Raw genomic sequence first — 23,939 nt, 5'->3', positions numbered from 1 at the left:
AAATCGCCCGTATGTTGGACACCAATCTTAAAGCCCAGTTGAAATCGTACCTGGAACGGGTCACCCAGCCGATCGAGATCGTTGCATCCCTCGACGACGGTGCGAAATCCCAGGAAATGCTCGAACTGTTGAAAGACGTTGCCAGTCTTTCCACCCGGATTACTTTGCTCGACAACGGTGATGATGCACGCAAGCCGTCGTTCTCGATCAATCGCCCCGGGGCCGATATCAGCCTGCGTTTCGCCGGCATCCCGATGGGCCATGAATTCACCTCCTTGGTGCTGGCCTTGCTGCAAGTCGGCGGTCACCCGCCCAAAGCCAGTGCCGAAGTGATCGAACAGATTCGTTCGCTCAAAGGCGAGTTCAATTTCGAGACCTACTTCTCGCTGTCCTGCCAGAACTGCCCGGACGTGGTCCAGGCGCTGAACCTGATGGCGGTACTGAACCCGAACATTCGCCACGTCGCCATCGACGGCGCGCTGTTCCAGGCTGAAGTTGATGAGCGCCAGATCATGGCGGTGCCAAGTATCTACCTCAATGGTGTGAACTTCGGCCAGGGCCGCATGGGCCTGGAAGAAATCCTCGCCAAAATCGACACCAGCGGCATCGAACGCCAGGCCGAGAAAATCAGTGCCAAGGATGCCTTTGATGTGCTGGTGGTCGGCGGTGGCCCGGCCGGCGCCTCGGCGGCAATCTACGCGGCCCGTAAAGGCATTCGCACCGGTGTCGCGGCCGAACGTTTTGGTGGGCAGGTGCTCGACACCATGGCCATCGAAAACTTCATTTCCGTGCAGGAAACCGAAGGGCCGAAACTGGCCGTGGCGCTGGAAGAGCACGTCAAGCAGTACGACGTGGACATCATGAATCTGCAACGTGCAGACAAATTGATCACTGGCAAAGAAGGTGAGTTGCACGAAGTCCACTTCGCCAGCGGCGCGAAGCTAAAGGCCAAGACCGTGATCCTCGCAACCGGCGCACGGTGGCGTGAAATGAACGTGCCGGGCGAGCAGCAATACCGCAACAAAGGCGTGGCGTACTGCCCGCACTGCGACGGTCCGCTGTTCAAGGGCAAGCGCGTGGCAGTGATTGGCGGCGGCAACTCCGGCGTCGAAGCGGCCATCGACCTGGCTGGTATCGTGTCCCATGTCACGCTGCTGGAGTTCGATGTGCAGTTGCGTGCCGATGCGGTGTTGCAGCGCAAGTTGCACAGCCTGCCGAACGTCACCGTGATCACCAGTGCTCAAACCACTGAAGTCACCGGCGACGGTCAGAAGGTCAACGGCCTGCGCTACAAGGATCGTCAGAGCGACGAGTTGCGCAGTGTGGAACTGGAAGGAATCTTTGTGCAGATCGGTCTGCTGCCCAACACCGATTGGCTCAAAGGCACCATTGAGTTGTCACCCCGTGGCGAGATCATCGTCGATGCCCGCGGTGAAACGTCGGTGCGGGGTGTGTTCGCAGCCGGCGATGTGACCACCGTGCCATACAAGCAAATCGTGATCGCAGTGGGCGAGGGCGCCAAGGCTTCCCTGAGTGCCTTCGATCACTTGATCCGCACTTCCGCCCCGGCATAAATCCTGGCGCTGAAAATAAAAAACCCCATGAGTGATCATGGGGTTTTTTATGGATCAAAAGATCGCAGTCTGCGGCAGCTCCTACACCGATCTCTGTAGGAGCTGCCGCAGACTGCGATCTTTTGTTTTTGCTTTACAGCGGTGCCGGCTGAATGATCTCGACCCAGTAGGCGTCCGGGTCCTTGATGAACGCCAGGCTCTTCATACGACCATCGCTCAAGCGTTTCTGGAAATCGCAGCCCAGTGCTTCAAAGCGCTCGCACGCGGCGACGATGTCCGGTACCGAGATGCAGATATGGCCGAAACCGCGGGGGTCGGTGTTGCCATTATGGTAGGCGAAATCCGGATCGTTCTCGGTGCCATGGTTGTGGGTCAGCTCCAGGATGCCGGGGATCGATTTCATCCACTCGGTGCGCGCGACGGCATCGGCCGGGATCTGGTTTTTGTCGACCAGCGCCAGGAAATACAGACTGAACTCGGCTTCCGGGAAGTCGCGTTTTTCCACCAGCGTAAAGCCCAGAATGCGTGTGTAGAAATCCAGGGACTTGGTGATGTCCTTGACCCGCAGCATGGTGTGGTTGAAGACAAACTTCTGCGTGGCGGCGTCCGGTTGGGCGGTGACGCCGGGGAAGGTGTTCAATTCGTGCAGGCTCATGGGCCCTCCGGGAAATATGTGGGCTAACGAATGGCGACAATGATACGCAAGGGCTCGGACATCACCAAACCCAAACAGTCGGCTATTGCCTGACAGCCGGCCTGGGCCCAGACTTTACGGCTTGATCCGTGAGTGCCCATTGCAATGATTCGATTCCGTAACGTGCTGTTCATCTTGCTAAGCGTGCTTTCGCTGGCTGGCGTTGCCCGCGCCGATGCGCCAGTAGTGACCTGGCCGGAAGGCTGGCAGGTCGAAGTCGTGCCTGAATCGGCGTCTGGGGTCAGTCGCCAGCGGGCGGTAAAAAATGATCAGAATGGATCGCCGCTCATGGTGATGGAACTGACCATGAGCCCGGTGCAAAGCGATCACCAGGTAAACCTCGAAGGCGTATTGCTGGAGATGCGCAAGTCGGTTCAAAAAGACTTCTTTCAGGGCGGGTATCAAAGTGTTTGCACGCGCATTCATTCGACTACGTTGAGTCGATTGGCCGCGTTGGAAACAACCTGCACCATCACGCAAAACGGCAGGCATGTGCTTTCTCAAACATTGGTGGCCGCGGTGGATGCCGATAAGGCCTATGTTCTTTCCTACGCCGGGCAGGCTGAGGCTTATAAGGCGAGCCAGGATGAAATAGACGCTGCCCGAAACAGCTTGAAACTTTAGTAAGCGACAGTGCTTTTTCGATGCATGAAGAAAATTTTAGATATCCAAATGGATTAAGCACAAAGTTGGTGGCAGTCAGGTAGTTGGCTGGTGTCCGCACCGGGCATTTAGATAGCCCATAAAAAAAGCCCTGCATGAGCAGGGCTTTTTTGTCGCCGCGAGAGTTAGCCGCGCAGCCACGAATCAACGGTGGCTGCACCGTACTGTTCTTTCCAGGCTTTCAGGCCGCGGTGGTTGCCGCCCTTGGTTTCAATCAGCTCGCCGGTGTGCGGGTTCTGATAAACCTTGACCACACGGGCGCGGCGGGTTTTAGGTGCTGCTGCCTGCTGCAGGCCGGATTTTGCCGGGTTGGGGTCGAGAATGGCGATGATGTCGCGCAGGCTCTTGCCATAGGTTTTCATCAAGCCCTGGAGCTTTTCTTCGAATTCAATTTCTTTCTTGAGCCCGGCATCGTTCTTCAAGGACTCCAGCTGCTTGAGCTGTTCTTGAAGAGCCTTTTCGGCTGCACGGAATTCAGCGAGTCTGGACAATATCTTTACTCCAATAGTGTGTTTGGCTGATACCAACCGCAAACAAAGCTATAAGCCAAGAGCCTTGAAGCGACTCGGTGATAGTGGCTCACCTGCCAATTTAGCACAGGCATGTAAAATTGTAGTAGTTAATTGGCCAAGAGTAAATCCTGTCTTTTTTTTCATGTAACGGCAGTAGTGTTTTGATTCAAACTGGTGCGTGTGGTCGTTGTTTTATCGGTTAAATCCGCTAGTTAATGGTTGCTTAATGCACTAATGAACTCCGCGCCGGGCATGGGTTTGCCGAACAGATAACCTTGCAGGAAGTTGACCTGATGAGCGCTCAGGTAATCACTCTGTTCACGGGTTTCGACACCTTCGGCCACCAGGGCAAGGTCGAGCTTGGCCGCCAGCTCGATGATGCTGTCCAGGATGTGGCTGGAGAGTGTGTCGATGCCGATCATGGCGACAAAGCTCTGGTCGATTTTCAGGAAGTCCACATTGAACTGCCGCAGGTAGCCAAGGCTCGAGTGGCCCGTGCCGAAGTCGTCGATGGCGATTTTCACGCCTAGTTCGCGAAGTTGCTCCAATAGTTGCAGGGTGATGGCCGTGGGCACGATCAGTTCACGTTCGGTCAGTTCCAGCACCAGATGGATCGAGCCCGGCTCGAACGCATCGAGAAACTCGCGACAATCCTTGACCAGCTCCAGGTCCTGACAATGGCTGGCGGTGATATTGATGCCAATGTGAAACGGCTTGTTGAATCTGGCGGAGTGCGGGGCGAGCAGGGCGGCGGTTTGTCGCATCAGCGAGCGGGTCATTGGTACGATCAGCCCGGAGTGCTCGGCAAACGGGATGAACAGGTCCGGACGCACCAGACCTTCCTTCGGATGTTTCCAGCGCATCAGCACTTCCGCGCCGGACCAGTTTTTGCTGTCGCCATGCACCACGGGCTGGAAATACGGAATGAACTCTTGAGCTTCCAGTGCCCGCTGCATTTCCTGGGTGGGTGCCGATGAGCGTTTTTGCAGGAAGTGACCGATTGACCCGGCAATCACGCCGAAGAAAATCAGCAAGCTGAACAGTGGTGGATATTCACTGCTCATGTATCGCCAGGTTTCGCCTTTGGGAAAGCCGGCTTCCACGGCAAACGCATAGTGCCGGGAGGCCAATCGACTTTGCGCAACGGGCAGGTCAGGCGCGGCGCCCCTGTGAACCTTGCCGTCGGCGGCTATCCAGTCCGGGCCTACTTGCAGCAAGAGCAAGGTCTTGCGGCCGATCAAACGCAGAATATGACTCAAGTGATGACCATAGAGGGTCGTCAGTGCACCTTTTTTTCCTTCGCTCAGGCGGTACACCAGCAAGGCGGTGTCGGGCGTTGCCGGATTGCCGTTCATGAGCCATAAGGCGCCCTGGGTGTAGTCACCGGGGTTGACCTTCTCCTGGTAGTCGCCGAACAGAGAGCTGCAATAGAGGTTGTTGTTCCACACCAGATTGGTTGAACTCACGAATGGGCGGCGAGTGACCTGCTCGCGCAGGGCCAGACTGACGTCACCGCAACTTTGGCCCGCCAGTGGCAGCAGTTCGCGAGCGGCCTGGGCGCTGTTGTCGAGCATCAAGTCGAACTGGCGAATCGCTTCTTCGGCGGTTTGTTCGGCGCCTTGTTTGAGCGCACGCCCTGCTTGCATGTAAAGAATGGCGGCCCCCAGCAGCACCGGGAGCAATCCACTGATCAGGGTGACAGCCATTTTTGTGCTGCGACTGCGGGTTTTGGCTTTCAGCGGCATTCGCGAATCCTGTCACGAAGAAGTAAGGCTCTCAAACGCTGGCAGGGCAAAACGCCTCCCATGGAGAGTTCGGGTGCGGTCCATGATAGTTGGCCCTTGGCGGTTATGCCGCTCAACGCAAGTCAAGGCTTTCGGCCAGCTTGATGAAGGCCAGTGTCGCGGGTGATGCCTGGCGTCGATCGAGCACCGCCAGGCCGACCTGGCGCAATACCGCCGGCGACAGCGGTTTTTTCACACAGCGGCGGTCAATTTGATTGGGCAATGAACCTTCGGCAACTACCGTCACCCCGTCGCCACGAGCGACGACATCCAGGGTACTCATCAACTGCGAGCAGCGATAACGGATGTTGGGCGTCAGTCGGGCCGCCGTGAACAGGCGTGAAACCAGCTCCGAAGAACCGGCCTCGGTCAGCACAAACGGGAAATCGCACAGGTCCTTCAGGTTCAGGCTGTCGTGAACCGCCAGCGGGTGGTCGGCGGGCAGTAGCGCGACCATCTGGTCTTCGATCAACGCGACCGTGTCGAAACGCTCCTCGGGCAACACAACAAAGCCGATGTCGATCCGTCGTTCCTCTAGCCACTGGAGCACCTGGCGGTCGGGGCCTTCGTCGATATGCACCTCTATGCCGGGATGGGCGGCGCGGTACTGCTGCAGAATCAACGGCAGCAATTTGATCGATGAGGTCGGGCCGAAGGAGCCGATGCGCAGCGTGCCGCGTTTCATGCCCCTCGCGTCGGCCGCTTCCTGGCGCAGGGTGTTGGCCAGGCCGAGCATCGTTCGGGCGCGCAGCAACAACTGCTGGCCAATGTCGCTCAACTCGACCCGGGATTGATGGCGGCGCAACAGCTCGACACCCAACTCCAGTTCCAGGGACTTCAAGGCATGGGACACCGCCGATTGGGAAATACCCAGGCGATTGGCTGCTGCCGTGAAGCCTTGGAGTTCGGCCACGAGGGAGAAAATCTCCAGTTGAGTGAGGGTCATGAGTGTTTGCTCATTTTACGATGACTGGGTATTAGTCAAATGATACGTCATCTCTCCAATATCCGGTCCTGGAATCTAATGACGATCTGCGAGCAAGCGCTGTCAAAACCCTCGGATCTGCCGGTGTATCTGAAACTGGCGGCGGTCACCATGGTGTGGGGTGGCACCTTCGTTGCCGGACGCTATCTGGCCGATAGCCTCAACCCACTGCTGGCGGCCAGCCTGCGGTTTCTACTGGCCAGCGTGGCGTTGCTGATGTTTGTGCGCATGGCGCGGATACCGATGGTTCGGCCTAGCGCCCGGCAATGGCTGCAATTGCTTTTGCTTGGCTTTTTCGGGATTTTTTTTTACAACCTGTGCTTCTTTTACGGCCTGCACTACATCAATGCTTCACGGGCATCCTTGATCGTGGCACTGAATCCGGCCGTGATCGGGCTGGCCTCCTGGCTGCTGTTCAAGGAGCGTTTGAACAAGGCAAAAGTCGTGGGTATTGCGATCTGCATGGCGGGCGCCAGCATGGTGATCATCAGTCGCAACCCGCAATTATTGGCCGGCGGTGCCGACGCCTGGCTCGGCGATCTGCTGATTTTTGGCTGTGTCCTCGGCTGGGGAGTCTACTCGCTGTTCTCCAGAGAGCTGAACCAGACCCTGGGACCGGTGCAAACAGTGACCTATTCGATTTTGCTCGGCACCGGCATGCTCTGGATGACTAGCATCGTCCGCGGCGAGGTGAGTGTCGCCGCGATCAGCCAGCTGGGTGCGCAGCAATGGTTGAGCCTTTTGTACCTGGGCGTGCTGGGTTCGGCGCTGGCCTATATCGGCTATTACGAAGGCATCCGCAAAATCGGCGCGACGCGTTCCGGGGTGTTCATTGCCTTGAACCCACTGACGGCGGTAGTCCTTGGCGCGCTGCTGCTGGGTGAGCCGCTGACGCTGGCCATGTGTCTGGGCGGCGGGCTGATTCTGGCGGGGATTTTCCTGTGCAATAAACCCCTTGCACGAGCAGGGAAAAAGGGGATTTGATACAGAAGGCGGACAAATTGATTTACGCTGTGTAGAATCGGTTTACGCATACAATAATAATCGTCTTCTGGCAGCAGAAGCCTCGCCCGCAAGAGCCTTGGGTCGACAATGAAGATATTCGGGTTTCAACTGATCTACGGTGACTTTCTCGCCCGCAGTGTGCGGGGCATCTCCTGTGCGCCACCCGCCAGTCTCAGCATTGCTTACAACTAACCTTTGTTAATTGATAAAAAAATGATGAGGCGCCGACCATGGCAGATCTATACGAAAACCCAATGGGCCTGATGGGCTTTGAATTCATCGAGCTCGCATCGCCGACCCCGAACACCCTGGAGCCGATCTTCGAGATCATGGGCTTCACCAAGGTGGCGACCCACCGTTCCAAGGACGTGCACCTGTATCGCCAGGGCGCGATCAACCTGATCCTCAACAACGAACCCCACAGCGTGGCCTCGTACTTCGCGGCCGAGCACGGTCCGTCGGTGTGCGGCATGGCGTTTCGCGTCAAGGATTCGCAAAAGGCCTACAAGCGCGCCCTGGAACTCGGCGCCCAGCCGATCCACATTGAAACCGGCCCGATGGAGCTGAACCTGCCGGCGATCAAAGGCATCGGTGGCGCGCCGCTGTACCTGATCGACCGTTTCGGCGAGGGCAGTTCGATCTACGACATCGATTTCGTGTTCATCGAAGGCGTGGACCGTCACCCGGTTGGCGCCGGCCTGAAGATCATCGATCACCTGACCCACAACGTGTATCGCGGTCGCATGGCCTACTGGGCCAACTTCTACGAGAAGCTGTTCAACTTCCGCGAAATCCGTTACTTCGACATCAAGGGTGAATACACCGGCCTGACCTCCAAGGCCATGACCGCACCCGATGGCATGATCCGCATTCCGTTGAACGAAGAATCGTCCAAGGGCGCCGGGCAGATCGAAGAGTTCCTGATGCAGTTCAACGGCGAAGGCATCCAGCACGTTGCGTTCCTGTCCGATGACTTGATCAAGACCTGGGACCACCTGAAAAGCATCGGCATGCGCTTCATGACCGCGCCGCCGGAGACCTACTACGAGATGCTCGAAGGCCGTCTGCCGAACCACGGCGAGCCGGTCGGTGAACTGCAAGCGCGGGGCATTTTGCTGGACGGTTCGTCCGAGTCGGGCGACAAGCGCCTGCTGTTGCAGATCTTCTCGGAAACCCTGATGGGGCCGGTGTTCTTCGAATTCATCCAGCGCAAGGGCGACGATGGTTTCGGCGAAGGCAACTTCAAGGCACTGTTCGAATCCATCGAGCGTGACCAGGTGCGTCGTGGTGTTCTCTCCACGGACTAAACCGTAGCGGTTGTAAAAAAGCCCGATCAGATGATCGGGCTTTTTTCTTTCAGCTACATCGGTTTGCGCCTGTGCCGCGTCAGATGCTTGAACCCTTCAAACACCAGCACCAGCACGGCCATCCAGATCGGGATGTAGGTCAGCCATTCGCCGGCCTTGATGCTCTCTCCCAACAGCAGCGCCACGCCCAGCAGCAACACCGGTTCGACGTAGCTCAACAGGCCGAACAGGCTGAACGGCAGCAGGCGACTGGCAATGATGTAGACCACCAGCGCCGACGCGCTGATCACGCCGAGCAGCGGGATCAACAGCGACAACCAGGGATGCTGGTCAAACACACCGAAACCTTGCGCGCCGCTCTGAACGAACCAGAACGCCACCGGCAGCGTCAATGCCATGTCCAGCCACAAGCCGCCGAGGTTGTCCGTCGCCAGCCGTTTGCGCAGTAAGAAGTAGGTCGGATAGCCAATGCAGACCAGCAAGGTCGCCCAGGAAAAACCACCGACCTGATATACCTCGTTGATCACGCCCAGGCAGGCGAATACCACGGCAACTTTTTGCAGGTAGGACAGGCGTTCGCCGTAGGCGATCCGCCCGGTCAAGACCATGGTCAGCGGCAACAGGAAATAGCCGAGTGACACGTCGAGGCTGTAGCCGTTCAGCGGCGCCCACATGAACAGCCACAATTGCACGCCAAGCAGGGCAGAGGAGGCGATCAGCGCGCCCATCAGTTTCGGGTTGGCAATGGCGCGTCGAACGATCTCCAGCACGCGCTTCCACTCCCCGGACACCGCCATGAACACGGTCATGCACGGGACGGTCAGCAGCATGCGCCAACCGAAGATTTCCACGCCGCTCAAGGGGGTGAGCAGCGACGTGTAGTAATACATGACGGCAAACAGCACCGAGGCTGAAACCGATAGAGCGATACCTTTAGACAAGCTGTCCTCGCAAGGTTGAAGGTGAAACGGGGGCGGAGGATACGTGGTTTTTGCGGTGATTACTGACCAACTGATCAACACTCGCCTCCGTAGGAGCTGGCTTGCCAGCGAAAGCGGTCTTCCAGTCAGCGAAGGGTTGTCTGAGATGGCGCCTTCGCTGGCAAGCCAGCTCCTACGGAGGGTGCGGTTTTATCAGTTGGTGTGCGGTGTACGCCCCGACACAAAATGGCTCATATCATTGAACCCCGGTGTCGACGCATGCCCCGGCGTCACCAGCGAATCGATGAACGCCTCATCCTCGGCCGTGATCTTCACCGCTTGCGCCTTAGTGTAGGCGTCCCACTGCGCTTCGGTACGCGGCCCGACAATGGCCGAGGTCACGGCGCTGTTGTTCAGCACCCAGGCAATCGCGAACTCGACGATGCCGACGCCGCGTTCCTGGGTGTATTGCTGGATTTGCTGGGCGATACGCAGGGATTCGACGCGCCATTCTGTTTCCAGGATGCGTTTATCCTGACGTCCGGCACGGCTGTCGGCGTCCGGTTTCACATCAGGCGCGTATTTGCCGCTGAGCACCCCGCGCGCCAGCGGGCTGTAAGGCACCACGCCCAGACCGTAGTTTTGCGCCGCCGTGATCTGCTCGGATTCAGCCTGGCGGTTGACGATGTTGTACAGTGGCTGGCTGATCACCGGCCGGTCAACGCCAAGTTTGTCGGCCACGCGAATGACTTCGGCGATGCGCCAGCCACGGTAGTTCGACAGGCCCCAATAGCGGATTTTGCCTTGGCGAATCAAGTCGCCGATGGCCGAGATCGTGACTTCCAGCGGCGTGTTGTGGTCTTCGCGATGCAGGTAATAGATGTCGAGGTAATCGGTGCCCAGGCGCGTCAGGCTGGCATCGATGCCGTTGAACAGGTGTTTGCGGCTCAGGCCGCTGCGGTTGGGGACGCCGTCCACGGGGCCGAAGCCGACCTTGGTCGCCAGCACCCATTCATGGCGGCGGCTGGCGATGGCTTCGCCGACGATCTCTTCGGAACGGCCGTTGGTGTAGACGTCGGCGGTGTCGATGAAATTGATGCCCTGGTCCCAGGCCTTGTCGATGATTCGCAGGGAATCTTCGGCGTTGGTCTGTTCGCCGAACATCATGGTGCCCAGGGTCAGGGTGGACACTTGCAGACCCGAATGACCCAGCGTGCGGTAGCTCATGAGCAAATCCTTTTACCAGTGGGAAAGGCTCAATCAGATACCAAAATTGTTGGACATGGCAAACGAAAAAGATCGCAGCCTGCGGCTGCTCCTACAGGCTGCATGTCATTGCTGTGTAGGAGCTGCCGCAGGCTGCGATCTTTTGATCTTCGCTGCTTAGGCGCGCAGCGTGCGGGTCATGCGCAACGCCAACAGACTGCCGCAGACAATCACGCCCGCCAGCAGATATAGCGCCGCATCGGTCGAACCGGTGCTGTCCTTGACCCAACCCACCAGGTACGGGCTGAGGAAGCCGGCCATCTGTCCCATCGAGTTGATCAGCGCCAGGCCGCCAGCCGCGGCGCCGGCACTGAGCAGGGCCGTCGGCACCGGCCAGAACATCGGCAGGCCGGTGAGGGCGCCCATGGTGGCGATGGTCAGACCGAGAATCGCGATGGCCGGGTTGGCGGCGAAGTTCACCGCAATCAGCAGTCCCAGCGCGGCCATCAACATCGGCACTACCAAATGCCAGCGGCGTTCTTTGCGCAGGTCCGCCGAACGGCCGACCATCAGCATGAAAACGGCGGCCAGCAGGTACGGAATCGCGCTCAACCAACCGATTACCAGGTTGTCGCTGAAGCCCAGGTTCTTGATGATCGACGGCAACCAGAAGTTGATCGCGTAGACGCCACTCTGGATGCAGAAGTAGATCAGGCCGAAGGCCCAGATCGCCGGGTTCTTGAATACCGCCAGCAGCGAATCGGACGTGCTTTTCGGTTTGTTGGCCAGATCGATAGCGTGGTCGGCTTCCAGTACCGAACGCTCGAACGGGGTCAGCCACTTGGCGTTGGCGTAGCTGTCGCTGAGCATGAAATAAGCCAGTGCACCGAGGATCACGGTCGGAATGCCTTGCAGCAGGAACATCCACTGCCAGCCGGCCAGACCGCCCTGGCCGGCGCCGAAGTGGTTGAGAATCCAGCCGGAGAACGGACTGCCGAGCAGGCCGGATACCGGGATCGCCGACATGAACAGCGCCATGATGCGGCCACGGCGGAAGGTCGGGAACCACTGCGAGAGATACAGCACTACGCCCGGGAAGAACCCGGCTTCGGCCGCGCCGGTGAACAGGCGCAGGGTATAGAACTCGGTCGGCGTGGTGACGAACAGCAGGCAGGTCGACAGGCTTCCCCAGGTGATCATCATCAGCGCWATCCAGCGCCGCGGGCCGAATTTGGTCAGCGCCAGGTTGCTTGGCACACCGCACAGCACGTAACCGATAAAGAAAATGCCTGCGCCGAGACCGTACACGGTCTCGCTGAACTTCAGCGCGTCGAGCATCTGCAGTTTGGCAAACCCAACGTTGACCCGGTCGAGGTAGTTGAACAGGTAGCAGATGAAAATGAAGGGGATCAAACGCAGGGTGATGCGCTTGTAGACGGCGTTTTTGTCGTCAGCGATGGCGTCGGACGCTACGGCGCTCTGTGTCATGGCGGCTCTCTCTTTATTATGATTTTTTGCGATGCAAAGGGTAACGTTGATCGCCAAGAGAGTCTCGACCACCCTCAGGGTGGCTGTCTTTGTGCCTGAGCACAGGGTTTGCAACCAAGGCCTGTGCGGGTGAACAACCCGTTCCATCACCGTCTTCAAGGATCACTTGCATGTTCGAACTCGATCACGACCTGGCCCAGGACATCGTCGACCGGGCGATGGCTATCCTGCCGTACAACGTCAACGTCATGGACAGCCAGGGCTTGATCCTGGGCAGCGGCGAGCCGGAGCGGGTCAACACCCGGCATGAAGGCGCGCAACTGGTGCTGGCCAACGGTCGCGTGGTGGAGATCGATGCGCAGACGGCGATTCATCTCAAGGGCGTGCAGCCGGGCATCAACCTGCCGCTGATGCTGGACCAGCGCCTGATCGGCGTGCTGGGCATCACCGGCGAACCCGAGCAACTGCGCACCTACGCCGAGCTGGTGCGCATGACCGCCGAGATGCTGGTGGGCCAGCGTAACCAGCAGGCCGAACAGCAATGGCGGCGCCAGCGCTGCGATGATCTGCTGGCGCTGCTGCTGAGCGAAGCCGGGGATGCTCCGCGACTGGTCGATGAAGCGCAGCAGTTGGGCCTCAAGCCACAAATGACCCGGGTGCCGTACTTGTTCGAGCTCGGCCTGGAACACGCTCCAGGGCAAACCGTCGAGGCACTCAGTGCCTGGTTGACCAGCCGTCACCCCGATAGTTGGTGCGTGAGCTCGGCCAAAACTTCATTGCTCTGGTGCCGGCCGGCCAGCCAGTCGGTCGAGAACGCGCGCTTGCTGGACAAGCTCGATGGCCTTGGCTGGAACATCCTGCGTATCGCCGTGGGTGGGCAAGCCGACGGGCTGGCAGGGTTGCGCCGCTGCTATCGTCGGGTCGGTGACTTGCTGGCCTATGGACGCGAAGTGCTGCCGCGCTCCCGATTGCTGACGCTGAACCGCTATCGGCTGCCGGTGATGCTCTGGCGCCATCGCAACGACGACGCCCTCGACGAACTGCTCAACCCACTGCGCAAGGTCATTGCCAAGGACAGTAACGGTCAGTTGCTCGCGACCCTGCGCAGCTGGTGCGAACACGATGGCCAGAGCCAGGCTTGCGCCGATGCGTTGGGCATCCATCGCAACAGCCTGCGTTACCGGATGGAGCGGATTGCCGAACTGAGCGGGGTTGATCCGTTGCGCCTGGACGGCATGCTGGCGTTGTATCTGGGCGTGCAACTCCTCCCGCAAACCGACGCAGGCCCCCTGTAGGAGCTGCCGAAGGCTGCGATCTTTTGATTTTAAAAAGCAGGATCAAAAGATCGCAGCCKTCGGCAGCTCCTACAGGGGAGGTGTGAATGCCGGTTTTGTGGAAATGAACAATAATCCTCATCGCCGCTTGTGCAGCGGACCGGCGTTATTGTTCAAGGCGGCTGGCAGCATGTGGACATTGGAACTGGAGAATTCCCATGAAAATCGTGATCGCCCCCGATTCGTTCAAGGACAGCCTCAGCGCTCAAGGCGTGGCCGACGCCATTGCATTGGGATTGGCGCAAGTCTGGCCTGATGCCCAGCTGATCAAATGCCCGATGGCCGACGGCGGGGAAGGGACTGTCGAGTCGATTCTTGCCGCATGTGAAGGCGAACAGCGCCGCACCGTGGTTCGCGGGCCACTGGGAACAACGGTGGATGCCGCCTGGGGCTGGTTGCCGCAGAGCCACACCGCGATCATCGAAATGGCCGAGGCCAGCGGTTTGCAGTTGGTCCCGGTGGCGCAACGGGATGCGTGCATCAGTAGCACCTTCGGTACCGGGCAATTGATCCGCGCCGCACTGGATGCCGGTGCGCAACGGGTGATCCTGGCGATTGGCGGCAGTGCGACCAATGACGGCGGTGCCGGTGCCATGCAGGCCCTGGGTGTGAAACTGCTGGACGCCCGGGGGCAGACGCTGTCACCGGGCGGCCTCGCCCTTGCGCAATTGGCCCGCGTCGACCTGAGCGACATGGATCCGCGTCTGGCGCAGGTACGCTTCGACATTGCCGCCGACGTCAACAACCCGTTGTGCGGCCCCCACGGCGCTTCGGCGATTTTCGGCCCGCAAAAAGGTGCCTCGCCGGCGCAGGTCGAGCAACTGGACCTGGCGCTGGGGCACTTTGCCGACCATTGCGCGACAGCCTTGAACATCGACGTTCGGGACGAGCCGGGCAGTGGCGCGGCGGGTGGCCTGGGGTTTGCCGCCAAAGCGTTTCTGGGCGCGCAGTTCAAGGCCGGGGTCGAGGTGGTCGCCGAACTCGTGGGCCTGGCCGAGGCGGTTGCAGGTGCCGATCTGGTGATCACCGGGGAAGGGCGTTTCGATGCGCAAACCCTGCGCGGCAAGACGCCGTTTGGTGTGGCGCGTGTCGCCAGCCAGCAAGGCGTGCCGGTCATCGTCATCGCCGGCACCCTGGGCGACGGTTATCAGGCGCTCTATGAGCACGGCATCGATGCTGCGTTTGCTCTGGCGAGCGGGCCGATGACCCTGGACCAGGCCTGTGCCGAGGCGCCGCGCTTGCTGCGTGAGCGGGCGACCGATATCGCTCGCGTATGGCGGATGGCCGTTCGCAAGCACTGACTCATCCATGTTTTGAACGCCATGGTGGCGCGCTTCGTGATTTGAGATAGGGTTGTGGCTGGGAGCACCCGCGCGACAGGAGACAGACATGCGCTATTCAGCCTTGACCCAACGAATCGCCGGTGACGGAGCGGCGGCCTGGCAGATTCACGATCGAGCGCTGCAATTGCGCGAACAGGGTGTCGATGTCCTGCTGCTGTCAATTGGCGACCCGGACTTCGATACGCCACAACCCATCGTCCAGGCGGCCATCGCCAGCCTGTTGGCCGGTGATACGCACTATCCTGAAGTGCGCGGCAGTCGGGGGCTGCGCGACAGCATTGCCCGCCGACATCGGCAACGCAGCGGTCAGCCGGTGGATAGCGAGCATGTGATCGTCTTTCCGGGCGCGCAGTGCGCGGTGTATTCGGTGGCGCAATGCCTGCTCGATCCGGGCGATGAAGTGATTGTCGCCGAACCGATGTACGTCACCTATGAAGGCGTGATCGGCGCTTGTGCGGCCACGGTGGTCCCGGTGCCAGTGCGTCCGCAGAACGGGTTTCGCGTCGACCCGGCGGATGTCGCGGCACGGATCACGCCAAAAACACGCGCCATCCTGCTCAACAGTCCGAACAATCCATCCGGCGCCAGTCTGTCGTTGCCGATCTGGCAGGAGCTGGCAGCGTTGTGCATTCGTCATGATTTGTGGCTGATCAGCGATGAGGTCTACAGCGATCTGCTGTACGAGGGCGAGCACATCAGCCCCGCGAGCCTGCCGGGCATGGCCGAACGGACGGCGACGATCAACAGCCTGTCCAAGTCCCACGCCATGAGCGGCTGGCGGGTGGGCTGGGTGATCGGGCCGAAACCCATGGCCGGGCACCTGGTCAATTTGTCGCTGAGCATGTTGTTCGGCATTCCGGATTTCGTGCAGAACGCTGCGCAATTGGCGCTGGATGAAGACTTGCCGGAAGTGGCGATGATGCGCGAAGAGTATCGCCAGCGCCGTGACCTGGTGTGCGCAAGTCTGGGCCAATGTCCGGGCCTCAGGCCGATTCGCCCGGATGGCGGGATGTTCGTGATGGTCGATGTACGCCAGACCGGGTTGTCGGCCCAGCGCTTCGCCGAGCGATTGCTGGAGGGCTATGGCGTCTCGGTGCTGGCCGGAGAAGCGTTCGGGCCGAGTGCGGCGGGGCATATCCGGATCGGGTTGGTAGTGGATCAGATGAAGCTGGCTGATGCATGTCGGCGGATTGCTTTGTGTGCGACGAATTTGCTGGAGGCGCGGCGGGCCTGATCGCCACAGCAAAAGATCGCAGCCTGCGGCAGCTCCTACAGGATTGATGTCCATCCACAAAACTGCAGTGAACCCGGTCCATGTAGGAACTGCCGCAGGCTGCGATCTTTTGATCTTCAGCTTTTCCAAACCCCAGGATTCACCAAGTTCACAGGCCGTTCACCCGCCAGCGCCGCCAACAGGTTGTCCACCGCGCATCTGGCCATGGCCTCCCGTGTTTCATGGGTGGCCGAGCCGATGTGCGGTGTCGCCACCACGTTGTTCAACTGCAACAACGGCGAGTCCTGATTCAATGGTTCGCGTTCGAATACGTCCAGCCCCGCCGCGCGAATCCGGCCCGCACGCAAGGCTTCAATCAGTGCTGCTTCGTCCACCACTTTACCCCGTGAAATATTGATGAAGATGGTCTCGGGACGCATCAGGGCGAACTGTTCTGCGCCAATCAGCCCTTCGGTTTGCGCGGTCAGCGGCAACGTCAGGCAAACGAAATCGGCCTGTTGCAATAGCTCCGGCAGGCTTCGATAGTGCGCATTGAACCGCTGTTCCACCGCTGGTTTCGGTGACTGGCTGTGATAAATCACCGGCATGCCAAACCCGAAATGCCCGCGCTGGGCCAGCGCCTCGCCAATGCGCCCCATGCCAATGATGCCCAGGGTTTTACCGTGCACGTCGCTGCCGAAATGCGTGGGGCCGATGTTGCGGGTCCAATTGCCTTCGCGAATCATGTTTGCCAATTCCACTACGCGCCGGGCCGTTGCCAGGATCAGCGCGAAACCAGTGTCGGCGGTGGTTTCTGTCAATACATCCGGCGTGTTGCTGAGCAGGATGCGCCGCTCGCTCAGGTAGTCGATGTCGTAGTTATCGACACCCACCGAGACGCTGGCAATGGCTTGAAGGTTGGGTGCCAGATCGAGCAGTTCGGCATCCAGTTTCAGGCTGGCACCCAGCAAACCGTGGGCGCGGGGCAGGGCATCGCGCAGCTTGGCCAGGCCTGCGCTGTCGAGGTTGTCGATCAGCGTCACTTCGGTCTGCTCGTGCAGGCGAGCCATCAGCAGCGGCGAGAGTTTCTTGTACAGGACGACCTGCTTTTTCATGGTGTTCATCTCGACATCAATTCAGGAATGGGCTGTGGCGGTGCGGGCTACGGTAGCCGTGGGCCGCTCCCGATCGCTGGCGCCGGGCTTGAGGAAAATGGTCAGCACCACCGAGAGCATCAAGGCGCCGCTCATCAGCAGGTACGACGCGCCGGGCGAGCCGGTGGAGCTGTTCAGGTAACCGACCAGATAGGAACCGCCAAAGGAACCGAGGGCGCCCATGCTGTTGATCAGCGCCATGGCGCCGCCCGCGACGTTGGCCGGGAGGATCTCCGGAATGATTGCGAAGAACGGTCCGTAAGGCGCGTACATGCAGGCGCCGGCAATCACCAGCAGGGTGTAGGACCACCAGAAGTGTTCGGCACCCAAGGCGTAGGAACCATAGAAGGCAATCGAGGCAATCAGCAGTGGCGGCCAGACGAAACGTTTACGTTTTTGCAGCTTGTCCGAACCCCAGGACACCAGCAGCATGCCGATCACCGCCGCCAGGTACGGCAGCGCCGACAGCCAGCCGGCCTGAATCATGTCCATTTGCGCGCCGGCCTTGAGGATCGATGGCAGCCACAACACGAAACCGTACACGCCAATGCTCCAGCAGAAAAACTGCAGGGCCAGGATGATCACTTTGGGTGAGCGGAACGCTTCGGCGTAGTTCTTCACGGCCTTGATGCCGACCTGTTCGGCGGCCAGTGCGCTTTCCAGATCCTGCTTTTCCTGGTCGTTGAGCCACTTGGCTTGTGACGGACGATCATCGGCCAGACGCCACCAGATGAATGCCCACAATACCGCTGGCAAACCTTCGACGATGAACATCCAGCGCCAGCTGTAGTGCTGCACCAGATAGCCCGAGACCACCGACATCCAGAGCATGGTCACCGGGTTGCCGAGGATCAGGAAGGTGTTGGCCCGCGAGCGTTCGGCGCGGGTGAACCAGTGGCACAGATAGATCAGCATCGCCGGCATCACTGCGGCTTCGACCACGCCGAGCATGAAGCGGATGACGATCAGCCAGTAGGCGTTGGAGACGATCCCGGTCAACGTCGCCAGGCCGCCCCAGAGGATCAGACTGAYGAAAATCAGCTTCTTCACGCTGTGTTTCTGCGCATAGATCGCGCCGGGTACCTGGAAGAAAAAGTAGCCGAGGAAGAACAGCGCGCCGAGCATCGACGACAGGCCTGGTGTGATCATCAGGTCCGCCGCCATGCCGGACGCGGCGGCGAACCCATAGTTGGCGCGATCCAGATACGCCAGGCTATAGGTGATGAACACGATGGGCATGATGTACCACCAGCGGCGGGTGGCGAGCGTTGCGGTTTTCATGGTGGTGCTCCTGAGCTTGTTGTTTTTGTCGCAGCAGGTAACGGTTTGAATCTTCAGTGACTGTGCTGGCCTCATCGCGAGCAGGCTCGCTCCTACGTTGGATCTACGTTCGACACAAATCCTCTGTAGGAGCGAGCTTGCTCGCGATGGCGGCCTCAAATTCGCTGACCATTTCGGATCGGATCGGCAACCCCTCCATATCCCCCCGGCTCTGCACCGCACGGCTGCCAATCCAGTTGGCGCGTTGCACGGCCTCGACAACGCTTTGGTTTTCCAACAGCGCGCTGATCATGCCGACGGCAAACCCATCGCCGGCACCCACCGTATCGACCACAGTTTCCACCGGCACCCCAGCCACGAAACCTTGATCAAATTGTGTGCGGTAGTAAGCACCGTGCGGGCCAAGTTTGATCGCCACGGCTTCGGCGCCTTGGTCAAGGTAGAAGGCGGCGATGTCGGCCGGATCTTCGAAACCGGTCAGCAAGCGACCTTCGCTCAACCCCGGCAGCACCCAATGGGCGAGGGCAGCGAGGCGGTTGATCTCGGTGATCATTTGTTGCTCGCTGGCCCACAGGCTCGGGCGCAGGTTCGGGTCGAAGGACACACTGCACCCGGCCTCGCGCATGCGGGTCATCAATTCGAACGACATCTGCCGCGCCGACTCCGACAGCGCCGGGGGAATGCCGGTGGCGTGCAGGTGTCGGGCCTTGAGCAATTGGGGCACGATCGAGTGCGGCGACAGGTGACTGGCCGCCGAACCACGGCGGAAGTACTCGACCACCGGATCGCTGCCATCGTCGGTGCGGGACTTGAGTTGAAAACCGGTCGGGTGGGCGGTGTCGATATCGACGTGGCGGCAATCCAGGCCTTCTTTTTCCAGGGTGTCGACCACGAACCGGCCCAGCGAGTCGGCACCGACACGGCTCAGCCATGCCACGTTGAAGCCCAGTCGGGAAAGGCCAATGGCGACATTGCTGTCAGCCCCGGCAATGCGTTTGTGAAAAGCGCCGACGCTGGCCAGATCACCCGCCTGCTCGGCGACGAACATCGCCATTGTCTCGCCGAAGGACAGAATATCGATCTCAGACATGAGCACTCTCCAGCTGCGATTGGCCGAGGTGGGCGAGGGCAGCGACGTGCTCGGTGGTCAGTTGCACCAGGTCATCGCCTTGCAGCGGATATTCCGCGGCCCGCATAACGCCCTGGGCCATGTGCTGCAGCAGGTGTTCCCACTGTTGCAAGTCACTGACGGCGGGCGCGATGGCCACCAGTTTGCCGTCGGCACGACGCGTGACCGCTTTGCAGTGCACATAACCGACGTGACGACCGAGCAACCGCGCGGCGCTGGCGGCGGACTGGTCCTGCCAGTGCCAATTGCCGATATCGAAGGTCATTTTGATCGGCAGCTCGTGCTGCTCGACGTCCGCGAAAAAACGCTGGAAGGGTTCAATGCGGCCGCCGTGCAGGGTCTGGTCGTTTTCCACCAGCAACTGCACGGCGCTCTCGCCCAGCACCCGGGCGAGGGTTTGCAGATCGCTGTTGTCGGTGAAATAACCCAACGACACTTTCAGCCATTTGGCGCCGAACGCCTGGGCGCGTTGCAGGGCCGTGATCAGTTCGGGGTTGGGCCTGGATTGTCCGGCCAGCCATAGCTCCATTGGTGATGAATACACGCTCTGCAGGCCTTCTGCTTGAGTGGCATCGGCCAGTTGAGCGGGGTCCTCGATGGTCAGTAATTCTTCACGCCACTCAATGCGCGTGGCGCCGGCGGCGGCGAGAATCTCGATGAAGCTGCCCTGGCCGCGTTGACGCACAAGGTCGGCACCGTAGCTGGAAAGGCTGATGGAAACGGCTGGTCTGTTCATTGTTTTTATACCTCTGAAACCGGTTTCATTTTTGTTCAAAAAAAATGGCTGTGAATTTGTGCTGTTCTTCGGGGCCCCTTCGCGGGCAAGCCCGCTCCTACAGTAGATTTGTGAATACTGGCCCATTGTAGGAGCGAGCCTGCTCGCGATGGCGCCGGAACATTCAACGAAAATTTCCAAGGGTCGACCCTCTAACAACCAGCCGCGCCGAAAAATCCAGCGTCCGCACCGCCCCGTCATCCCCGCGCAGCCGCTTGAGCAGACACTCAAACGCGCTGGCGCCCATCTCGGTGGTCGGCTGAGCGAGGGCGGTAATGCCGCTGCCCACCAACGGGTACCAATCCAGGTCATCGAGGGCGATCAACCCCACATCATCGAACAGGTTGCACTGGAGTTCACGCAACGCATGGGTGCTGGCCAGCGCCGCGATCCCGTTGGCGCAGAACAGCGCTTTCGGGCCGGGGCCAGGCGTGTCGAGGAAGGTTTTCAGTTGGGCGGTCAGTTCGCTGCCGGTTTCGATGTGCGTGCCGCGAAGCGCCGGGCGTTGCTCTATTTGCGCCTTGAAGCTGGTGACCCGCTCGATTCGCGAACTGGTGCCGTCGAACGGCTCGGTGACCAGCAACACATCGCGATAACCGCGCTCTTGAAGATGGGCGAGGGCCATCTCGACCGCCGCAGGGTTGTTCAGCCCGACCATATCGCTTTCGAGGTGCTCGACCTTGCGATCCACCAGTACCAGGGGCATTTCCCGGTGCAGTTCGTGCAATTGATCACGGTGATGACCGAGGGTGTTCACGATCAGGCCTTCGATGTTGTACGAGCGCAGCAGGGCCAGGTGCTGGCGCTCCTGCTCGTCGTCGCGGTCGGTGTTGCACACCACCAGGCTATAGCCGTGCTGACGGCAGGCGGTTTCCACCCCGTGCATCACGGCAATTGAATAAGGGTTGCGGATGTCGGCCACCAGCATGCCAATCAGGCGGGTGCGCCCGCGTTTCAGGCCGCGGGCCATCTGGTTCGGGCGATAGCCGAGTTCGGCAATTGCCTGTTCGATGCGCTGGGCAATGGCATCGGAGAGCAGAGCGCGATCATCGCCAATGAACCGCGAAACGCTGGCCTTGGAGACCTTGGCGTGTTCGGCCACGTCGAGCATGGTCACGCGGCTGCGCTGGGCGGCGGAGAAATCATTCACGGTCTGAAACCTTCTTATTGGATTTATAAGGTCGAGTGCTTCGTGAGATCGCACTGAAACCGGTTTCAGAAGACACCAAAAGTCAATTCGCCGTCAAGCCCCGGATGGTTTTTTGTCGAACAATCACCGACAAGTGGCGCTCAGGCCAACACGCTCAACCACGCAGAACCCAGCAATAACAGGCCCATGCAGCGATTGAAGCGTTGCATGGCACGGGGTGAGCGCAACCAGCGGCTTGAACCGGCACCGAGCAGCGCCCAGACCGCGAGGCATGGCAGGGAAACCAGAAAAAACACCAGCGACAAATACATCACTTGCACGGCGTGATGATCGCCAGCCCCGGCAAATACACTGACCACCGCCAGCGCCATCATCCAGGTTTTCGGGTTGATCAGTTGCAGGCTGGCGGCCCCCCTCCATCCGAGGCGCGCCTGGCTATGGCTGGCGGCAATGGCCGTTGTCGGGGCGCTGTAAATCTGCCAGGCCAGATAGCTCAGCCACGCCACACCGGCCCATTGCATGACGTTTTGCACCACGGGCCACGCAGTCAATGATGACCCGACCCCCGTACCCACCAGCCACACAAGGGTCGCCGCGCTGGCACAGGCGCCGACGATGATCGGCACAGCCGCGACCCACCCGTATCGAGCGCTGTTGCTCAGCACCAGAATATTGGTCGGGCCGGGGGTGATCGAGGCTACGAAGGCAAACAGCAGGAAAGGCAACAAAGTCGGGAACGAGGGCAGCATCGCGGGCTAACTCCGGTGAAGATCAGTGAAGTCGATCTTCACAATCCCGGGCTTATCTGTCTGGAAGATTTGAGCAGCGCTTGCGGTACAGCGCCGGCGTCAGGCCGTAGGCGCGCATGAACCAGCGCCCCAGATGGCTCTGATCGGCAAAGCCCAGCGCCATTGCCACCGCCGCCGGTTGTTCGCCACGGGCCAGCAGGCGGCGGGCGGTGGCCAGGCGGAGTTGCACCAGATACGCGTGGGGCGCCATGCCATAGGCAGCCTTGAACGCGCGGGTCAGGCGAAAGCGATCGACGCCTGTGACGGCGGCCAGTTGATCGAGGCCGATGTCGTATTGCGCGTTGGCATGCAGGTATTCCCGGGCTTTCTGTGCCACTCGCGGCAGACGCGGGTCCTGGCCATCGCGGGCGCGCCAGTGCAAATGGCTGGTCAGGCGTTCGAGCAAACCGTCGAGGGCGGACTGGCGGACGATCTTCAGTTCACCGCGATGCAGGGTTTCAAACGCCAGGCTGGTGGCCTGGGCCAGGCGCGCATCGCTGGCCAGGGTGGCGGCGAAGCTCAGCTGGCTGTTGTCGGGGGCATGGTCGAACACGGCGCTGAGTTCGCGCTGCAACCACTGCGGGTCGAGGTACAGCATGCGGTAGGTGAAACCGTCGGCGGTCGGCGCTTCACCGTCATGGATGTCACCGGGCTCGAGCAGAAACACCTTGCCCGGCGTGCTCTGGTGCCTGGCCCGTCGGCAATTGAATTGCTGGACCCCTTGTTCGGTGACGCCCACCAGATAACTGTCGTGCCAGTGCGGGTCGTAGGCGTGGCCTTCGAAATGCGCGCGCAGGGTCTCGATGCCGGTGTCGGCATCCTGGGCCAGGTCGATCCAGTTGTGAGCGCTCATGGGGTACCTGCGAAACGGTTTTCCGGGCTATTTAACGCCTCGGCCGAGGGTCATGCCTAGAACGTTTGTGCAGTCATCAGCCGAACAGGCCGGCGGCGATGTTGATCGTGAACCCGAGAATGGCGGTATTGAACAGAAAACCGATCAACGACTGCGCCAGCACGATCTTGCGCATGCCCCGGGTGGCGACGCCGACATCCGAGGTTTGCACCGCCACGCCGATGGTGAACGAGAAGTACAGGAAGTCCCAGTAGTTGGGGGTCGTCAGCCCTTCGGCAAAACGCAGCGCCGGTTCCTTGCCGTCCCAGATGTAATACAGCCTGGCGTAATGCAGGCTGAAGATGACCCCGATCAGCAGCCATGAACCGATGACGGTCAGGGCGGTGAAACCGTAATGCATCAGCTTGCGCGTGGTTTCCAGGTCTTTGCTGCCGGCCAGTTCGAAGGTGATGGTCGCCAGGCTGGCCAGTGCCGCAATGCATACCAGCGCGAGCACCATCCCGGCGTTTTCGTCTTCGATTTCGGCGATGCGTTTCACATCAGGCGCTTTCGAACGCACGGTGAGCCAGAACATCAGCAGCAGGTAGATCCAGACGCCGGCATTCCAGCCGATGAGGATCTTGCTGATTGGCGAATCGGCCGGAGCCAGAAAGCCCACCGCGATGCCCAGCAGGATGGCGGCGGACAGGCGAGGGTGGGTGCGCGCGAGGAAGATCATGGAGGCTCGACGGGTTGGGGCTTTGCCAACACCTTAGCCCAGGTGACCACATTCTTGAAATCA

Annotated in this window: 22 protein-coding genes; 7 read left to right on the top strand and 15 right to left on the bottom strand. The window is 60.1% G+C overall.

The window, feature by feature from the left end; translation table 11 throughout:
• Positions 1-11 precede the first annotated feature (11 nt).
• Positions 12-1,574 carry an alkyl hydroperoxide reductase subunit F gene (gene ahpF / locus AC1DWG_RS02415; RefSeq protein WP_477762034.1) on the top strand — a complete coding sequence of 521 codons (1,563 nt, stop codon included), beginning with the start codon at positions 12-14 and terminating at the stop codon, positions 1,572-1,574.
• 133 nt (positions 1,575-1,707) lie between these two features.
• Here the strand turns inward: ahpF and gloA are convergent, their stop codons facing one another.
• Positions 1,708-2,229 (bottom strand): lactoylglutathione lyase, encoded by a 522-nt coding sequence (gene gloA, locus AC1DWG_RS02410; RefSeq protein ID WP_477787183.1) that lies wholly within the window; start codon positions 2,227-2,229, stop codon positions 1,708-1,710.
• A 144-nt stretch (positions 2,230-2,373) separates the two neighbouring features.
• On the opposite strand from gloA, the gene AC1DWG_RS02405 reads away from it, so the two are divergent.
• Positions 2,374-2,892 carry a DUF4946 domain-containing protein gene (locus AC1DWG_RS02405; protein WP_477755299.1) on the top strand — a complete coding sequence of 173 codons (519 nt, stop codon included), beginning with the start codon at positions 2,374-2,376 and terminating at the stop codon, positions 2,890-2,892.
• 164 nt (positions 2,893-3,056) lie between these two features.
• On the opposite strand, the gene AC1DWG_RS02400 is transcribed toward AC1DWG_RS02405, so the two are convergent.
• From AC1DWG_RS02400 to AC1DWG_RS02390, 3 genes are all read right to left on the bottom strand, one after another.
• Entirely contained in the window at positions 3,057-3,422 is a 366-nt protein-coding gene (locus tag AC1DWG_RS02400; RefSeq protein WP_008075430.1) for a histone-like nucleoid-structuring protein, MvaT/MvaU family, read from the bottom strand.
• A 233-nt stretch (positions 3,423-3,655) separates the two neighbouring features.
• A complete protein-coding gene (locus AC1DWG_RS02395; protein ID WP_477762032.1) occupies positions 3,656-5,188 on the bottom strand; it encodes an EAL domain-containing protein in 1,533 nt (510 codons plus the stop codon).
• Between the two features lie 112 nt (positions 5,189-5,300).
• Positions 5,301-6,173: a LysR family transcriptional regulator gene (locus AC1DWG_RS02390; RefSeq protein WP_477787182.1), complete on the bottom strand. Its 873-nt coding sequence runs from the start codon at positions 6,171-6,173 to the stop codon at positions 5,301-5,303.
• Between the two features lie 78 nt (positions 6,174-6,251).
• Between AC1DWG_RS02390 and AC1DWG_RS02385 the strand changes: the two genes are divergently transcribed.
• Both AC1DWG_RS02385 and hppD read left to right on the top strand, forming a co-directional pair.
• Complete coding sequence (locus AC1DWG_RS02385) at positions 6,252-7,196, top strand: DMT family transporter (protein WP_477762030.1); 945 nt, start codon at positions 6,252-6,254, stop codon at positions 7,194-7,196.
• 251 nt (positions 7,197-7,447) lie between these two features.
• Entirely contained in the window at positions 7,448-8,524 is a 1,077-nt protein-coding gene (gene hppD / locus AC1DWG_RS02380; protein ID WP_095966635.1) for a 4-hydroxyphenylpyruvate dioxygenase, read from the top strand.
• Between the two features lie 53 nt (positions 8,525-8,577).
• Here hppD and rarD read toward each other — a convergent pair whose 3' ends face one another.
• The 3 genes from rarD to AC1DWG_RS02365 form a co-directional block, all read right to left on the bottom strand.
• Positions 8,578-9,465: an EamA family transporter RarD gene (rarD, locus tag AC1DWG_RS02375; RefSeq protein ID WP_477787181.1), complete on the bottom strand. Its 888-nt coding sequence runs from the start codon at positions 9,463-9,465 to the stop codon at positions 8,578-8,580.
• 192 nt (positions 9,466-9,657) lie between these two features.
• On the bottom strand, positions 9,658-10,671 hold the full coding sequence (locus tag AC1DWG_RS02370; protein ID WP_477762028.1) for an aldo/keto reductase: 1,014 nt from the start codon (positions 10,669-10,671) through the stop codon (positions 9,658-9,660).
• A 156-nt stretch (positions 10,672-10,827) separates the two neighbouring features.
• The gene (locus AC1DWG_RS02365) at positions 10,828-12,138 is read right to left on the bottom strand and encodes an MFS transporter (protein ID WP_477760642.1); all 1,311 of its coding nucleotides are present in this window, start codon (positions 12,136-12,138) and stop codon (positions 10,828-10,830) included.
• Between the two features lie 170 nt (positions 12,139-12,308).
• Here AC1DWG_RS02365 and AC1DWG_RS02360 point away from each other — a divergent pair, with 170 nt between their 5' ends.
• The 3 genes from AC1DWG_RS02360 to AC1DWG_RS02350 all read left to right on the top strand — a co-directional run bounded on the left by AC1DWG_RS02360 (position 12,309) and on the right by AC1DWG_RS02350 (position 16,049).
• On the top strand, positions 12,309-13,433 hold the full coding sequence (locus AC1DWG_RS02360; RefSeq protein WP_477762027.1) for a sugar diacid recognition domain-containing protein: 1,125 nt from the start codon (positions 12,309-12,311) through the stop codon (positions 13,431-13,433).
• A 197-nt stretch (positions 13,434-13,630) separates the two neighbouring features.
• Positions 13,631-14,773, top strand: coding sequence for a glycerate kinase (locus tag AC1DWG_RS02355; protein WP_477787180.1), 1,143 nt, complete (start codon positions 13,631-13,633; stop codon positions 14,771-14,773).
• An 88-nt stretch (positions 14,774-14,861) separates the two neighbouring features.
• On the top strand, positions 14,862-16,049 hold the full coding sequence (locus AC1DWG_RS02350; RefSeq protein ID WP_477762025.1) for a pyridoxal phosphate-dependent aminotransferase: 1,188 nt from the start codon (positions 14,862-14,864) through the stop codon (positions 16,047-16,049).
• Positions 16,050-16,165: 116 nt separating this feature from the next.
• On the opposite strand, the gene AC1DWG_RS02345 is transcribed toward AC1DWG_RS02350, so the two are convergent.
• The 8 genes from AC1DWG_RS02345 to AC1DWG_RS02310 form a co-directional block, all read right to left on the bottom strand.
• Positions 16,166-17,143, bottom strand: a complete 978-nt coding sequence (locus AC1DWG_RS02345; protein ID WP_477762337.1) for a 2-hydroxyacid dehydrogenase — start codon at positions 17,141-17,143, stop codon at positions 16,166-16,168.
• A gap of 21 nt (positions 17,144-17,164) precedes the next feature.
• On the bottom strand, positions 17,165-18,463 hold the full coding sequence (locus AC1DWG_RS02340; RefSeq protein WP_477787179.1) for an MFS transporter: 1,299 nt from the start codon (positions 18,461-18,463) through the stop codon (positions 17,165-17,167).
• Between the two features lie 103 nt (positions 18,464-18,566).
• Positions 18,567-19,553, bottom strand: a complete 987-nt coding sequence (locus AC1DWG_RS02335) for a sugar kinase (protein ID WP_477762023.1) — start codon at positions 19,551-19,553, stop codon at positions 18,567-18,569.
• The gene (locus AC1DWG_RS02330) at positions 19,546-20,328 is read right to left on the bottom strand and encodes a sugar phosphate isomerase/epimerase family protein (RefSeq protein ID WP_477754676.1); all 783 of its coding nucleotides are present in this window, start codon (positions 20,326-20,328) and stop codon (positions 19,546-19,548) included. Before AC1DWG_RS02330 ends, AC1DWG_RS02335 begins: the two co-directional genes overlap by 8 nt.
• A 163-nt stretch (positions 20,329-20,491) precedes the next feature.
• Entirely contained in the window at positions 20,492-21,517 is a 1,026-nt protein-coding gene (locus tag AC1DWG_RS02325; protein ID WP_477754677.1) for a LacI family DNA-binding transcriptional regulator, read from the bottom strand.
• 140 nt (positions 21,518-21,657) lie between these two features.
• Positions 21,658-22,266, bottom strand: a complete 609-nt coding sequence (locus tag AC1DWG_RS02320; RefSeq protein ID WP_477754678.1) for a LysE family translocator — start codon at positions 22,264-22,266, stop codon at positions 21,658-21,660.
• Positions 22,267-22,318: 52 nt separating this feature from the next.
• The gene (locus AC1DWG_RS02315) at positions 22,319-23,158 is read right to left on the bottom strand and encodes an AraC family transcriptional regulator (protein ID WP_477762022.1); all 840 of its coding nucleotides are present in this window, start codon (positions 23,156-23,158) and stop codon (positions 22,319-22,321) included.
• A gap of 76 nt (positions 23,159-23,234) precedes the next feature.
• The gene (locus tag AC1DWG_RS02310) at positions 23,235-23,876 is read right to left on the bottom strand and encodes a DUF1345 domain-containing protein (protein ID WP_477762021.1); all 642 of its coding nucleotides are present in this window, start codon (positions 23,874-23,876) and stop codon (positions 23,235-23,237) included.
• Between the last annotated feature and the right edge of the window lie 63 nt (positions 23,877-23,939).

The sequence above is a fragment of the Pseudomonas sp. P4_B3 genome (assembly GCF_056402295.1).
The sequence above is the reverse complement of the archived record's forward strand: the minus strand, read 5'-3'. Positions and strand labels throughout refer to the sequence as shown.

What these genes read in the sequence shown, in the direction of transcription:
- ahpF (WP_477762034.1), top strand. Translation starts at nt 12, where the DNA reads ATGTTGGACACCAATCTTAAAGCCCAGTTGAAATCGTACCTGGAACGG.
- gloA (WP_477787183.1), bottom strand. Translation starts at nt 2,229, where the DNA reads ATGAGCCTGCACGAATTGAACACCTTCCCCGGCGTCACCGCCCAACCG.
- AC1DWG_RS02405 (WP_477755299.1), top strand. Translation starts at nt 2,374, where the DNA reads ATGATTCGATTCCGTAACGTGCTGTTCATCTTGCTAAGCGTGCTTTCG.
- AC1DWG_RS02395 (WP_477762032.1), bottom strand. Translation starts at nt 5,188, where the DNA reads ATGCCGCTGAAAGCCAAAACCCGCAGTCGCAGCACAAAAATGGCTGTC.
- AC1DWG_RS02390 (WP_477787182.1), bottom strand. Translation starts at nt 6,173, where the DNA reads ATGACCCTCACTCAACTGGAGATTTTCTCCCTCGTGGCCGAACTCCAA.
- AC1DWG_RS02385 (WP_477762030.1), top strand. Translation starts at nt 6,252, where the DNA reads ATGACGATCTGCGAGCAAGCGCTGTCAAAACCCTCGGATCTGCCGGTG.
- hppD (WP_095966635.1), top strand. Translation starts at nt 7,448, where the DNA reads ATGGCAGATCTATACGAAAACCCAATGGGCCTGATGGGCTTTGAATTC.
- AC1DWG_RS02370 (WP_477762028.1), bottom strand. Translation starts at nt 10,671, where the DNA reads ATGAGCTACCGCACGCTGGGTCATTCGGGTCTGCAAGTGTCCACCCTG.
- AC1DWG_RS02360 (WP_477762027.1), top strand. Translation starts at nt 12,309, where the DNA reads ATGTTCGAACTCGATCACGACCTGGCCCAGGACATCGTCGACCGGGCG.
- AC1DWG_RS02355 (WP_477787180.1), top strand. Translation starts at nt 13,631, where the DNA reads ATGAAAATCGTGATCGCCCCCGATTCGTTCAAGGACAGCCTCAGCGCT.
- AC1DWG_RS02350 (WP_477762025.1), top strand. Translation starts at nt 14,862, where the DNA reads ATGCGCTATTCAGCCTTGACCCAACGAATCGCCGGTGACGGAGCGGCG.
- AC1DWG_RS02345 (WP_477762337.1), bottom strand. Translation starts at nt 17,143, where the DNA reads ATGAAAAAGCAGGTCGTCCTGTACAAGAAACTCTCGCCGCTGCTGATG.
- AC1DWG_RS02335 (WP_477762023.1), bottom strand. Translation starts at nt 19,553, where the DNA reads ATGTCTGAGATCGATATTCTGTCCTTCGGCGAGACAATGGCGATGTTC.
- AC1DWG_RS02330 (WP_477754676.1), bottom strand. Translation starts at nt 20,328, where the DNA reads ATGAACAGACCAGCCGTTTCCATCAGCCTTTCCAGCTACGGTGCCGAC.
- AC1DWG_RS02320 (WP_477754678.1), bottom strand. Translation starts at nt 22,266, where the DNA reads ATGCTGCCCTCGTTCCCGACTTTGTTGCCTTTCCTGCTGTTTGCCTTC.
- AC1DWG_RS02315 (WP_477762022.1), bottom strand. Translation starts at nt 23,158, where the DNA reads ATGAGCGCTCACAACTGGATCGACCTGGCCCAGGATGCCGACACCGGC.
- AC1DWG_RS02310 (WP_477762021.1), bottom strand. Translation starts at nt 23,876, where the DNA reads ATGATCTTCCTCGCGCGCACCCACCCTCGCCTGTCCGCCGCCATCCTG.